This is a genomic window from Tardiphaga sp., assembly GCF_025356345.1.
Taxonomy (GTDB): Bacteria; Pseudomonadota; Alphaproteobacteria; order Rhizobiales; family Xanthobacteraceae; genus Tardiphaga.
Genome location: NZ_JANXTC010000147.1, coordinates 1 through 12,303, shown reverse-complemented (window position 1 = coordinate 12,303; position 12,303 = coordinate 1). Strand labels below are relative to the sequence as shown.

12 protein-coding genes, 1 tRNA gene and 1 pseudogene are annotated in these 12,303 nt (G+C 63.3%); 5 read left to right on the top strand and 9 right to left on the bottom strand.

Annotation, left to right across the window (positions count from 1 at the left end; translation table 11 throughout):
- From Q0S16_RS08585 to Q0S16_RS08570, 4 genes and pseudogenes are all read right to left on the bottom strand, one after another.
- Positions 1-204 (bottom strand): annotated as a pseudogene (locus tag Q0S16_RS08585) (arabinose ABC transporter permease); the annotation flags it as partial.
- Positions 191-1,303 (bottom strand): HlyD family secretion protein, encoded by a 1,113-nt coding sequence (locus Q0S16_RS08580; RefSeq protein ID WP_295847055.1) that lies wholly within the window; start codon positions 1,301-1,303, stop codon positions 191-193. The pseudogene Q0S16_RS08585 and the gene Q0S16_RS08580, both read right to left, overlap by 14 nt.
- Before the next feature lie 375 nt (positions 1,304-1,678).
- A tRNA-Met gene (locus tag Q0S16_RS08575) sits at positions 1,679-1,755 on the bottom strand.
- A gap of 235 nt (positions 1,756-1,990) precedes the next feature.
- Positions 1,991-2,752 (bottom strand): SDR family NAD(P)-dependent oxidoreductase, encoded by a 762-nt coding sequence (locus Q0S16_RS08570; protein ID WP_295847054.1) that lies wholly within the window; start codon positions 2,750-2,752, stop codon positions 1,991-1,993.
- Positions 2,753-2,864: 112 nt separating this feature from the next.
- On the opposite strand from Q0S16_RS08570, the gene Q0S16_RS08565 reads away from it, so the two are divergent.
- The 5 genes from Q0S16_RS08565 (at position 2,865) to Q0S16_RS08545 (ending at position 6,951) form a co-directional block, all read left to right on the top strand.
- Entirely contained in the window at positions 2,865-3,377 is a 513-nt protein-coding gene (locus tag Q0S16_RS08565) for a CvpA family protein (protein WP_295847052.1), read from the top strand.
- Between the two features lie 155 nt (positions 3,378-3,532).
- Complete coding sequence (locus Q0S16_RS08560) at positions 3,533-4,315, top strand: SDR family oxidoreductase (RefSeq protein ID WP_295847050.1); 783 nt, start codon at positions 3,533-3,535, stop codon at positions 4,313-4,315.
- 67 nt (positions 4,316-4,382) lie between these two features.
- Entirely contained in the window at positions 4,383-5,234 is an 852-nt protein-coding gene (locus Q0S16_RS08555) for an MBL fold metallo-hydrolase (protein ID WP_295847048.1), read from the top strand.
- Positions 5,235-5,312: 78 nt separating this feature from the next.
- On the top strand, positions 5,313-6,155 hold the full coding sequence (locus Q0S16_RS08550) for a fumarylacetoacetate hydrolase family protein (RefSeq protein WP_295847045.1): 843 nt from the start codon (positions 5,313-5,315) through the stop codon (positions 6,153-6,155).
- 181 nt (positions 6,156-6,336) lie between these two features.
- Positions 6,337-6,951 (top strand): glutathione S-transferase family protein, encoded by a 615-nt coding sequence (locus Q0S16_RS08545; protein ID WP_295847043.1) that lies wholly within the window; start codon positions 6,337-6,339, stop codon positions 6,949-6,951.
- A gap of 132 nt (positions 6,952-7,083) precedes the next feature.
- Here the strand turns inward: Q0S16_RS08545 and Q0S16_RS08540 are convergent, their stop codons facing one another.
- The 5 genes from Q0S16_RS08540 to Q0S16_RS08520 form a co-directional block, all read right to left on the bottom strand.
- On the bottom strand, positions 7,084-9,474 hold the full coding sequence (locus tag Q0S16_RS08540) for an amidase family protein (protein WP_295847041.1): 2,391 nt from the start codon (positions 9,472-9,474) through the stop codon (positions 7,084-7,086).
- 207 nt (positions 9,475-9,681) lie between these two features.
- Positions 9,682-10,257 (bottom strand): cupin domain-containing protein, encoded by a 576-nt coding sequence (locus Q0S16_RS08535; RefSeq protein ID WP_295847039.1) that lies wholly within the window; start codon positions 10,255-10,257, stop codon positions 9,682-9,684.
- Positions 10,258-10,457: 200 nt separating this feature from the next.
- Complete coding sequence (locus Q0S16_RS08530; RefSeq protein WP_295847036.1) at positions 10,458-11,000, bottom strand: methylated-DNA--[protein]-cysteine S-methyltransferase; 543 nt, start codon at positions 10,998-11,000, stop codon at positions 10,458-10,460.
- A 97-nt stretch (positions 11,001-11,097) separates the two neighbouring features.
- The gene (locus tag Q0S16_RS08525; RefSeq protein WP_295847034.1) at positions 11,098-11,307 is read right to left on the bottom strand and encodes a hypothetical protein; all 210 of its coding nucleotides are present in this window, start codon (positions 11,305-11,307) and stop codon (positions 11,098-11,100) included.
- A gap of 97 nt (positions 11,308-11,404) precedes the next feature.
- Positions 11,405-12,013: a hypothetical protein gene (locus Q0S16_RS08520; protein WP_295847031.1), complete on the bottom strand. Its 609-nt coding sequence runs from the start codon at positions 12,011-12,013 to the stop codon at positions 11,405-11,407.
- Between the last annotated feature and the right edge of the window lie 290 nt (positions 12,014-12,303).

The following is a 12,303-nucleotide window of genomic DNA, read 5'->3' as shown; positions in this document are numbered from 1 at the left end:
CGTCGCCGCGGTGCTCAGCCAGGCGCCCTCGTCAAAACTCAATCCCATCGCGCCGCGAATGTCGGGCAGGCCGATCGAGAACAGCCGGGTGTCGAAATTGGCGAGAAACGCGCCGAGCAGCACCGCGCCGACGGCGAAGATCGGCCGGTGCGAAATTTCGCCGGCCGAGACCGGGCCGCATTCAATGACGTTATCTTCCGCCATGGCTGTCGACCGCGGGCGCGTCGGTGTGGATGCTGGCGGTGACCGACATGCCCGGCAACAGCCGGTCGAGCAAGGGTTGGTCCTTGTCGAGCGCGATCCGCACCGGCACGCGCTGCACCACCTTGGTGAAATTGCCGGTCGCGTTATCCGGCGGCAACAGCGCGAATTGCGAGCCCGATGCCGGCGAGATCCGCTCGACGTGGCCGCGCAATATTTCGCTGGAAAACGTATCGACGACGATCTCGACCGGCTGGCCGGGCCTGACCCGGGTCAGTTGCGTTTCCTTGTAGTTGGCGATCACATAGACATCGGGCAGCGGCACCACGCTGATCAGGCTGCTGCCGATATTGACGTAGTCGCCGGGCTGCACCTGCCGCTCGCTGACCACGCCATCGAACGGTGCCGCGATTCTGGTATAGCCAAGCCGCAGCCTCGCAGCCTCCAGCGACGCCTTGGCGCCAAGCAGGTCGGCGGCGCGCTGCTTCCTGGTACCGGCCAGCACTTCGAGCTGATGGCGCTGCGCGGCGATGCTGGCACCGCTCGCCTTCACATCGGCCTGCGCCTTGGCATAGGCGGCGATCGCCTGTTCGAACTTCTGCCGCGTGCCGGCTTCGGTCCGGGTCAAGGCCTGCTGGCGCTCCTGCTCCTGCCGCGCCTCGACCTCCGCCGCCTGCGCGGAGACGCGCTGCGCCTCGACCTGGGCGATGGTGGCATATTGCAGCTCGACCTGGTTGGCGAGGTTGTCCAGCGCGGCCTGCGCGCCGGCCACGGCAGCCTCGGCCTGCGCCATCTGGGCTTCATAGTCGGCAGGATCGATCTGGATCAGCAGGTCGCCGGCCTTGACGCGCTGGAAGTCGCTGACCGCGACCGCCTTCACCTCGCCGGCGACGCGGCTGCTCAGCCGGGTGGTCTGGGCCCGGATATAGGCGTCATTGGTGGTCTGGATCGCACGACCGCCGACCCAGACATCCCAGCGCAGCGTCGCCAGCACGATGAACACCGCCATTGCGGCGACCGCGAGCAATGGAACCGCCAACCGGCGCCACGCCTGCTGCGCCGGCGTCAGTTCCGCAGCGGGAGTCGGATCAGGCTGAGACATCGTGCCCCTTCTCCAAGTGACGGAAACAGAAAGCCTCTGTCCCATGCCGCGACGCGGGATTCAACATCCGGCATTTCACGGAGCAGCGACGTGACGGTGGCGGAGCCAATAGTATGATGATCACCATTCATCCGGCCCGACATAGCCCCAGGCTGATGTCCTGGAAATCACGAAGGAGCCGCCGCGCGGCGCCGCGCCGTCAAAACTTTGCGACCACCATGGTTCGGTAGAGACGTACCCCCGAACCATTATTTGCGGCCACGCTGCCGCCCCGCTCATCGCGCGCAAGCGAGAGCGGACGCGGTTTGCACAACGAAAAAAACCGCCCCGAGGGGCGGCTTTTTTCGTTCCGATCTAACAACTCAATCAGATGTTTGGTTGCGGGGATAGGATTTGAACCTATGACCTTCAGGTTATGAGCCTGACGAGCTACCGGGCTGCTCCACCCCGCGCCAAACCTTCGGGAAACCAAGAACGACGTGCAATCGTCCAACGCGCGAGGCGTCGATCGATCCCAGTCCGGAGGCTTCCTGAGAAGACAACCGAGGCCAAGGCCTGCGGTGCAACGGGTATGTACCAATGCATGGGGGGTTTGGAAAGGGGCTGCGACGATGTTTTCGTGTTTTTATGACAGTTCGCCGAACATTTCTCGAAACCTCAATTGGATCAGACAGATAAGGCCAGCGATCAGCCCAGCAGAAATCCGCCATCGACGGTGATGGTGCTGCCCGTCATGTAGCGCGAAGCCTGCGACGCCAGCAGCAGGATGGCGCCGTCGAGATCGGATTCATGGCCGATGCGGCGCTGCGGGATACGCCTGGCGAGCTTTTCGCCAGGCGGCGTGGTCCAGAATTCATGGTTCATGTCGGTGTCGATATAGCCCGGTGCCAGCGCGTTGACGCGGATGCGGTGGGCCGCCCATTCCAGCGCCAGCGCCTTGGTGGCCTGCACGATGCCGGCCTTGGAGACGGTGTAGGGCGACACGAATTTGGTCACGCCAAAGCCGAGCACCGAGGCAACGTTGACGATATTGCCGCCCTGCTGGCGCGCGATCATGCGGCGGGCGACCTCGGTGGCGGTGAAATAGGCGCCCTTCAGATTGGCACCGATCACCGCGTCCCAGTCCGCCTCGGTCTGGTCGACGGCCAGTTTTTCCACCGCGATGCCGGCATTGTTGATCAGCACGCTGACCGGGCCGAGGGCGGCTTCCGCCACGTCGATCGCCCGCGGGATCGAGGCCATGTCGGTGACGTCCATCTGCACCGCGACGGCGCGACCGCCGCGATCCTTGATCTCGTCCTCAAGGCTTTTCAGCTTGGCGGTCTGCCGCGCCGCCAGCACCACGGCGGCGCCATCCGCCGACAGCACGCGGGCGAATTGCCGGCCCAGCCCCTGCGACGCGCCGGTGATGAAAATGATTTCTTTACTGACGTCGAATATTTCGGACATCTCGAACTCCCTGCCATTTTCCCACTGATACAGGGCATCTCCGGGATCGCAAACCGCGAGGCGGCGCCGAACCGCCGCGGCACGCAATGCCCCTGCCAACAGGCCGCTCGTCATGAATCAGTTGGATCTCGCCATTTACGCCGCACTGGCGGTGGCGGTCGTGATCGGCTTCCGCGCCGGGCTGCTGCGCAGCGCCGTCACCATCCTCGGTTATCTGATCGCGATGCCGATCGCCGCCTGGATCACCACGCTGATCGTGCCGCAAACCGCCAATGCCGGCGTCGCGACGGCGCAGAATTCGCTGGTGTTTTTTGGCGCCTTCCTGATCTCAGGTATCGTGCTGGGGTCGTTGCTGCGGATGACCATCAATGAACTGATCGGACCGCGGATCGGGCTCGGCGATCGCCTCGCCGGCGCCGCGCTGGGCGGCCTCCGCGTCGGCCTGATCGCGATCACGATGGTGCTGATTTTCGACCAGATGCTGCCAGTCGCCATGCAGCCCGCCTACCTGACCGGTTCGAAATTGCGGCCATGGTTGTCGATGGCGGGGCAAAAGGGTTTCAAGTCGCTGCCGCCGGAGGTCACCGCCTATATCGAGCAGTGGAAGCGCGAGCGCGGGATCTAGGTCACAAGCGCTGTCGTGCGTGGCGGCCCCGGCCCTGCGAAACAACACCGCGTGTTGCGTCGTGTCCGGGGCACCTAGGTGGAGGCGCCCTTATCACGCCGTCGCAGACCCGCTATAACGCCCGCCTCGCATATCGAAACTTCAGGAGTGACATCGTGGATCTGGGAATCAAGGGCCGGCGCGCGCTGGTATGTGCATCCAGCAAGGGCCTCGGCAAGGCTTGCGCCGTGGCGCTGGCGGCAGAGGGCGTGCATGTCACGCTGACGGCGCGTGGCGCCGAGGTGCTGGCCGCGACGGCGGCGGAAATCCGCAAGGCCTATCCGGACGTCGAAGTCATCGAAGTGGTCGGCGACATCACCACGGTCGAAGGCCGCGAGATGGCGCTGAAGGCCGCCGGCCAGCTCGACATCCTGGTCAACAATGCCGGCGGTCCGCCGCCGGGCGATTTCCGCAACTGGACCCGCGACGACTGGCTGAAGGCGATCGACGCCAACATGCTGACCCCGATCGAGCTGATCAAGGCGACGGTCGATGGCATGATGTCGCGAAAATTCGGCCGCATCGTCAACATCACCTCGGCCGCCGTGAAGGCCCCGATCGATGTGCTCGGCCTGTCCAACGGCGCGCGCAGCGGCCTCACCGGCTTCATCGCCGGCCTGTCGCGCAAGACGGTGCGTGAAAACGTCACCATCAACGGGTTGTTGCCGGGTCCCTTCAACACCGATCGCCTGAAGGGCGTCGCGGCCGGTCAGGTCAAGGCGACCGGCCTGTCGGTCGACGAAATCCTCGCCAAGCGCGCCAGCGAGAACCCCTCTGGCCGGTTCGGCGATCCAGAAGAGTTCGGTCTCGCTTGCGCCTTCCTGTGCGGCGCCAAGGCCGGCTTCATCACCGGCCAGAACCTCGTCCTCGACGGCGGCGCCTTCCCCGGCACGATGTAAGCCACCCGGTGCGATGATCGGCGACAGCCACGCCGATCATCGTCCGGCATGAACAGGGAGAGCGCGGATGCAATGGAGCGTCGGCAAGGTCACGATCACGCGGATCGTCGAACTGGAAACCAGCGGCGGTACGCGCTTCATCTTGCCGCGGGTTGGACCTGACGACGTCAGGGCGCTGCCCTGGATGAGGCCGCATTTCGCCGATGAAAACGGGCGCTTGAAGATGACGGTTCATGCGCTGGTGGTGCAGACGCCAACGCTACGCATCGTGGTCGACACCGGCCTCGGCAACGACAAGCAGGGCCGCGCGGTACCGGTCTGGAATCAACGCCGCACGCCGTTCCTGGAAGACATGACCGCGGCGGGCTTTGCGCCCGAGAGCATCGACAGGGTGCTGTGCACCCATCTGCATGTCGATCACGTCGGCTGGAATACACGTCTGGTCGACGGCCGGTGGGTGCCGACCTTTCCGAACGCGGGTTATCTATTCGGGCAGATCGAATATGACCACTGGAAAGCGCATAGCGACAGTCCGGAACATGCCGCGGTGTTCAACGATTCGGTGCGGCCGATCGTCGACGCCGGGCGCGTGGAATTCGTCGCCAGTGACCAGCAGCTCTCCGACGAGATCACGCTGATCCCGACGCCGGGCCACAGCCCCGGCCATGTCAGCGTGTGGATCAGGTCCGACGGGCAGCAGGCGCTGCTGGCCGGCGATGTCGCGCACAGCCCGATCCAGATGGCGCAACCGTCGTGGTCGTCGACGGCGGATTCCGACCCGGCGCAGTCTGCTGCAACGCGGCATGAATTGCTCGCGCGCTTTGCCGACACGCCCACGCTGGTGATCGGCGGCCATTACGACGCTGGCTACATCCAGCGCGATGGCGAGGCGTTCAAATTCATCGCGTTGCAGGGCTAGGTCGCGCGGCCGGCGGTTGAATTCCGCCGCGCCCTGTTCCATGACATTTCAGGCCTCGAATGCCTCAGGGAGAAAACAATGAAATTGGTGCGATTTGGTGCGATCGGCAGCGAGAAGCCGGGTTTGATCGACAAGGACGGCAGGCTGCGTGACCTGTCGGGTCAGGTGAAGGATCTGGCGGACGACGTGTTTTCGCCAGCCAGCCTGGCCAAGCTCGCGGCGCTGGACGCATCGTCGCTGCCACTCGTCGAAGGCTCGCCGCGGCTCGGTTCGCCGGTCGGCGGCAAGCCAAAGTTTCTCGCCATCGGCCTGAACTATGTCGATCACGCCAAGGAAGCCGGCATGCCGATTCCGTCGGAGCCGATCGTGTTCATGAAGGCGCTCAACAGCCTGTGCGGCCCCAACGACGACGTCGAAAAGCCGCGCGGATCAACCAAGCTGGACTGGGAAGTCGAACTTGCGATCATCATCGGCACCCGCGCCAAATACATCACCGAAGCCGATGCGCTGAACCATGTCGCCGGCTATGCGGTGTGCAACGACGTCTCCGAGCGGTTCTTCCAGATCGAGCGCGGCGGGCAATGGACCAAGGGCAAGTCGCATGACACCTTCGGCCCGCTCGGCCCGTGGCTGGTCACGAAAGACGAAGTCGCCGACGTGCACCAGCTCAGCATGTTCCTCGACGTCAACGGCCAGCGCTGCCAGACCGGCTCGACCGCGACCATGATCTTCAACGTGCCGAAGATCGTCTCGTATCTGTCCGAGATCATGACGCTGGAGCCTGGCGACATCATCACCACGGGCACCCCGCCCGGCGTCGGCCTCGGCATGAAGCCGCCGAAATTCCTCAATGTCGGCGACGTCATGACGCTCGGCATCCAGGGGCTTGGCGATCAGAAGCAGAAAGTCGTGGCGGTCTAGGTCTCTCTCCGTTTCGTCATGGCGCGTAGCCCTTGCGACGAAGCAATCCAGCTCGGTCCGTGTTTGCGGCTTTCTGGATTGCTTCGCCCCAACGAAATCGGCTTCGCCGATTTCATTGGGCTCGCAATGACGGCCGAGGCAGCGGCGTTCGACCTTTGATATTATTCATACGAGGACATCCATGAAGCTCACCTTCTCCCCCGGCTCGCCCTTCGCACGCAAGGTGCGGATCGCCGCGATCGAACTCGGGCTGATCGACAAGATCGAACTGGTCGCCGCCTCGGTCGCGCCGACCCAGCCGAACGAAGCCTATTCCCATGACATCAGCCCGCTGCGAAAGCTGCCGGCGCTGATCCTCGACGACGGCCATGTCATCGTCGATTCCTATGTCATCGTCGAATATCTCGATGAACTCGCAGGGCACAGGCTGATCCCGGTATCGGGTCCGGCGCGTTGGCAGGTCAAGAGCGAGCACTCGATGATCCAGGGCATGACCGACGCCATGCTGCTGTGCCGCTATGAGGTCGGCGTGCGTCCGAAGGAACTGCTATGGCAGAAGTGGGTCGACGATCAGTGGGACCGTGCCTGGCAGGGTCTGACCCGCTTCGAGAAGCACCCGGATATTCTGACGCGCCCGCTCGACGTCGCTCAGATCGCGCTGGTGTGCACGCTGGGCTATGCCGATTTCCGGTTTCCGGACTGCGGCTGGCGCAAGGCATTTCCGAATCTCGATGCCTTCCACGAAAAGATGCTGCAACGGCCGTCGGTGAAGATCTCGGTGCCGCCGAAGGGCTGAGTCCCGACCGACGTACGGGCGGTACGTGACCGCCAAGATTGCGAAGTCGAACGCCAGGAAGCGATCGCCCGCGTCAATATCGCGGGCGACCACTGCGCGTAGTCGTAAGGGCACGGGCCGACGCACTTCAGGCTAGATCGGCCCGAAGGCCGGCGGCGAAACGCGCCGCCGCGAGGCCGCCTCATAAGCGGATGCGATGCGGATGCTGACATCTTCCTTGCCGGGTTCGCAGCGGAACACGAGGGAGAACGGCAGACCGGGCGCCGCCAGCGACGTCGGCGTGTTCGAAGCCGTCGGCAGGTAACGCTTGCGGTCCGCCGACAGCGTGAACACCGGATCATAGGCGACGTCGACATATCCCGCCGGAATCAGGATCTCGGTCAGCCCCGCATTGGGTCCGAAGAAGGATTCAAGGGTGATGTTGTGCATGCCGCCGCGCGGCTGGTTGGCATGGCCTATCTTGCCTGGCACCCATGGCGAATGCAGCCGCACGAAGCCGTCGAGTTTGTTTTCGAGCAGCACCATCATGTCGATCCGGCGCAGCAATTCGCGCAGCATGATGCGTTCGTTGACGCCCTGTCGTCCGTCCAGCCGATTGCGCGGATCTGACAATGCATCCCAGTTCAGGAAGGCGGCGCGCTGGTCGTCGCCCCAGAATTTGGAACGGGCATTGAGGGCGGCAAAATCCGTCAGGGTTTCGGTAAATCCCTTCGCCGCCCAGTCGTCGGCGCGTCGCATCAGATATTGCTGGATGTGGAACCTGAAGGTGGTCGCCAGTTCCTGTTCCTGGATCGAATGGATATCGAGATTGCGCGGCGGAGCGATCTTCCCTTCCGTCAACGCCACGCAGTAATCGATTGGCTTCATTTTGCCGGTCCCGAAAATCTTCGGCGGCTGAAAGTTGGCTTCCGCCCCGGCGGCGACGGTGGGCGAGGCGAGGCTCGGCATCCCGCCGGCGACGAAGGGTGTCGGAATGATCGCCTCGGCGACTTCCCTGTAGACGGGTTGACCATCGGCGCCCAACCGGAACAACAGATCCGGCATGAAGATGGAGACGAGCCGCGCCACGGCGGTTCTGAAATCCACGCCCATCGTCTCGAGTTCGGGATCGTTTTCGGCTTGCGGATCGCTGGACTGGACCAGGGTGGCGCCGAGGTGATCGCGCAGGATCGCCTTGATCTCGGCATTGGCTGCGGCGACGATCGGCCGCTCCGCCAGGGACCCTTCGGGGATGATCATGGATTCGCGCACGACGCCGATCCGCATCCCGCGCAGCGCGCCCTCGCTGCCGCCGTGTGACAGATGGTTGATATAGGGCGTCGCCAGGATCGATGACCGTGGCACCGTGGTGAAGGGGTCGCGCGGATCGTAATAGCCATCGGTCTTGGCATCGACCAGCGCATCGACAACTCTGGCGCAATCAAACACCGAGCGACAGATCACGCCGGTGCGATCGGTGTAGATGTCGGCACCGACAGCGCCGCCGTCGAATCCCAGCATCGCCTTGTGCGGCAGGATCAGCGCCACGGCATTGTGGTTCGAGGGTCCGCGGCAGGACGCCCGCGTTTCCTCGCCCAGACTGGCCATCACCAGATTGGTCGAGACCGACAACGCCGATCCCGAACTGGACCCGAGCGAGGCGGAACGTGTGGTGTCATAGGGATTGGCCGGATTGCCGGCCCATGTGGTTCGCTGGTAGCCGAGAATGGATGGCAGGATCTCGTCCGGGAGGTGCTCGCCGCCGGGGTCGCCGGCGCGGCCATTATATTCCGTGCTGACGGCCTTGGCGAAGATGATGGCCCCCTTCTCGCGCAGCTTGCCGACGAGCTGATGGTCGCGCGCGGGAACGTCGATGTCGTAGGCGGCATCGCCGCCACCGACAGACCGCATATCGCGGCAATCGAACGGATCCTTGAACGAGAAGACGACGCCATACATCGGCATTTTCTCGAGATCCGGGTTGGCACCGTATTTGGCATCCAGCTCGGCCGCATGTTCGAGCGCATCCGGATAATGACGAAAGAATTCGCAGACCGGCGGCGCACCCGGCGGCAGCGCCCCAAGGGATGGATGCCGGTCTAAGTCGCCCTTGCAAACAGCCGAGCGTTCGCCACGAATATTGAGCGTCGACAGCGCGTTGACCTGGCTACCGTCGGGGATGCCAGTGATCATGCCGAATTGCTGCTGGACCGATGGATCGGACCTGGTCGGCTCCATTCGGCCGAATTCGAGCGGCTTGCCCTGATAGCGGTCGAGGTCCGGAAAGATGTCCGAGGCAGCCACGGTCGCGGTCGGAAAGCGAAGCGCAGCCCCTGCCCTAACGGTACCTGACGCCGGGGCGACCGGCTGACCTTCCGCGGTAACCAGAACGCTCGCCACCCCATTATAGGCGCGCGCCCGGTCGATATAGCCCTGCACGATCTGGACGCAGGTGATCTCGCCTGTCCTGATCGCCGCCTGCAGCTCCGAAATCGTCGCCTCTTCGATCCGGAACGGCGTGTGATCTGTCTGGCTGTGCTGCATCGTCTGGGTCCTGTGATTGCCCGGGAAGAATTGTGCATCGCGCGTTGGCCGCTCTGACACGTAATTTTGAGCAATCATGCGGGCAGGACCGCGCATCGTCAATTCGAAAATAATGAAATTTTGAGCAATTACGGACGGTATATCGAGCGAACCGATTGGTTCTGACCACAATGTGGGCTACTGGCTACCGGCACGGAGTACCCCGCTTCAAAGCCAAGGCGGCGTATTGGCGACAACGATCTCGAGGACGACATCGCCGACATTTTTGTAACGGTGCGGCGTACGGCTATCAAACATGAAGCCGTCGCCGGCTGCCAGCAATCCGACCTGGTCCCCGACAGTCAGTTCCAGCATTCCCGCGATGACGATGCCACCTTCCTGCGATTCGTGCTGGAACATGGTCGCGCCGGTGTCGGCGCCAGGCTCATACCGCTCATACAGGATCTGTAAATTGGTCTTCTTGGCATCACCGACCTGGAACATGCGGATCGATGCCGATCCGGAGTGACGATCTGCCACCAGCCGCGAGGTGAGATCGACCAGCTGCACTTTTCTGAAGAATATCTGCCGCGGATGCGGGCTATTCTCCTGGAAGAAATCACTGAGCGTCATGGCGAAGCCACCGATGATCTTGCGCAACGAAGATACCGACGGGCTGCTCTTGTTCTGCTCGATCATTGAAATCAGACCGTGCGGCACGCCGGCTTTCGAGGCGAGCTCGCGCTGGCTGAAACCAGCCGCCAAACGAAGCTCCTTCAGTCGCGCGCCGACGTCAAACTCCATCCGTATCAGCTCCGTTCAGAATATCGACCACGACAGCCCGCCATTCGACCCTGCCATCGCTCGATCGAGACCAGGCCAGGAACGACAAGTTGCCTGCCGCCGCTTGATATTCCGTACAATCCACTGACACAACCACCGCGCAAACACGATCAGGACTTCATGATCAGGGTCGGCACATCGGTGGAAGACTGGCGCCCCGGTCAGTCGAACAACGACGGCGTATGATTGACCGCGGCGCCCTCGATCGCCAGCATCTTCAGCTTGGTGAGGACGCCGCCATTGCCGGAGAAGCCGCCGGGCTTGCCGCCGGCGGCGAGCACCCGGTGGCAAGGCACCACGATCGGACACGGATTCTGGCCGAGCGCTGTGCCGACGCTACGCGACAGCTCGACCCCGCCGAGCCGCTTTGCAATGGCGCCATAGGTCAGCGTCGCGCCGGGCGGGATGCCGCGCGTGATCGCATAGACTTCACGGTTGAAGGCTGGCTGATCGCCGAGATCGAGCTCGACCGAGGAGAGATCGATGGGGCGCCCCTGCAACAGCGTCACCATGCCGTCGATGGCTGTCTGCACCCGCGCGGGGGGCAAGGCTTCGACCAGGTCCGTATGACGCTGCCGGATGCGGCCCCGGGTCTGCGCTTCATCGGGATGTGGCAGTTGCACCGCCACGATGCCGGAGTCCGCCCAGACCACACCGCAGCGGCCGATGGTGGTGTCGAACAGCGCGAAGCGAACATCAGGCATGGTCACCTCCATAATCCCGGACGGGAATTGATGGCCTGCGGTTTGCGATGCTCGCGGCGGTTTCGCCACCCGATTCCGGGGGGCAACCGATAGGCAATCAGCCCTGCTGCGACGGCATCGACGCGGCCTTGTGGGTAAAGGCCTGGCCGAGCGCTTCCAGGATCTCGCGGTTGGCGACGAACATGAAAGGGCCCTGCTCGGTGTCGAACGCGATCCCGACCACGGTGGGATCGGGCTGGAAATCCATCAGGCTGTAGCCCTTCAGCGGGAGGGCCGGCCGGTCTTTCGGATTGGGATTGTCTTGCATGTCGGTCTCGCGCGTCGGTGACAGATGGGCTGACTTAGACAACTATCCGGCCAAGGCCAAGCCCCATCCGGTCGCGGCGACGGCCGGTCAGCCCCCGCTATTCCTCTTCCTGCATCGCCGCGGACAGCTTGTCGTAATATTTGCCGACCAATTCGATGTTGCCCTTGTTCTCGAGCACCGGCGGCGGCGACTTCAACGCCTCGTTGAGTTCGGCCAACGCTTCCTTCTTGTCCTTCGCCGGCATTTTCTTGTCGGCCTGCACCGACGTGATCTGCTGCTTGATCACCGCTTCCGGCCCGACATATTTCTTGGATTGCGGATCAAAGCCGTTCAGCACCAGGCTGATGTTCTCGACCACTTCGTTATATTCGGCGTAGCTGGCAAAGCCGTATTTCCTGGCGACGTCTTCGAGCTGGGCGATCATTTTGGGATCGGGCTTGTCGGCGGCGGTTTCCGGCAGCTTTGCCGTGACCGCATCGAGATCCTTCTGCGCGGCGAGCACCGAGTCGATCTGCTTGTCCGTCAGCGTCAGCTGCTTCGGCGCCGGCCGTTCGACCGCGGGCTGAGTCGCCGCGGCTGGTTGCTGGGCGGCTGGCGGCTGTTTGGTTGCCTGTGCCAGGGCGGGCGTAAGGCTGATCGCGATCAGCGACACGGCACAACAACCGATGCTGAGCGCGGTAATGACGGGGCGAATGACAGGACGCATGATGTCTCCTCGAAGGGTGGCCGTTCGGTGGGTCGGTCATGCCCCTGCACAGGTTCAGGAGCGACTATCCCAACGTGGAGTCCTGCGGGTGAATCGTGGCTGAATGATTTTTGGCAGGCGAGAGTCCGCGGCGTATTTGCAGCGTCGTGCTGTCCGGTAAATTTGCTAATACCAACGCAAAAACGCCGTTCCCTTTTGGGGAACGGCGTTTTTGTTATTGTCTGACATCGTGAAGCTTTGAGATCTTTGTCCTTTGCAGGCCTGGCAGCGACCTACTCTCCCAGGGCTTA

Bases quoted from the DNA above. Each gene is read 5' to 3' on its own strand.
- Q0S16_RS08580 (WP_295847055.1), bottom strand. From the start codon at position 1,303: ATGTCTCAGCCTGATCCGACTCCCGCTGCGGAACTGACGCCGGCGCAG.
- Q0S16_RS08570 (WP_295847054.1), bottom strand. From the start codon at position 2,752: ATGTCCGAAATATTCGACGTCAGTAAAGAAATCATTTTCATCACCGGC.
- Q0S16_RS08565 (WP_295847052.1), top strand. From the start codon at position 2,865: ATGAATCAGTTGGATCTCGCCATTTACGCCGCACTGGCGGTGGCGGTC.
- Q0S16_RS08555 (WP_295847048.1), top strand. From the start codon at position 4,383: ATGCAATGGAGCGTCGGCAAGGTCACGATCACGCGGATCGTCGAACTG.
- Q0S16_RS08550 (WP_295847045.1), top strand. From the start codon at position 5,313: ATGAAATTGGTGCGATTTGGTGCGATCGGCAGCGAGAAGCCGGGTTTG.
- Q0S16_RS08545 (WP_295847043.1), top strand. From the start codon at position 6,337: ATGAAGCTCACCTTCTCCCCCGGCTCGCCCTTCGCACGCAAGGTGCGG.
- Q0S16_RS08540 (WP_295847041.1), bottom strand. From the start codon at position 9,474: ATGCAGCACAGCCAGACAGATCACACGCCGTTCCGGATCGAAGAGGCG.
- Q0S16_RS08535 (WP_295847039.1), bottom strand. From the start codon at position 10,257: ATGGAGTTTGACGTCGGCGCGCGACTGAAGGAGCTTCGTTTGGCGGCT.
- Q0S16_RS08530 (WP_295847036.1), bottom strand. From the start codon at position 11,000: ATGCCTGATGTTCGCTTCGCGCTGTTCGACACCACCATCGGCCGCTGC.
- Q0S16_RS08525 (WP_295847034.1), bottom strand. From the start codon at position 11,307: ATGCAAGACAATCCCAATCCGAAAGACCGGCCGGCCCTCCCGCTGAAG.
- Q0S16_RS08520 (WP_295847031.1), bottom strand. From the start codon at position 12,013: ATGCGTCCTGTCATTCGCCCCGTCATTACCGCGCTCAGCATCGGTTGT.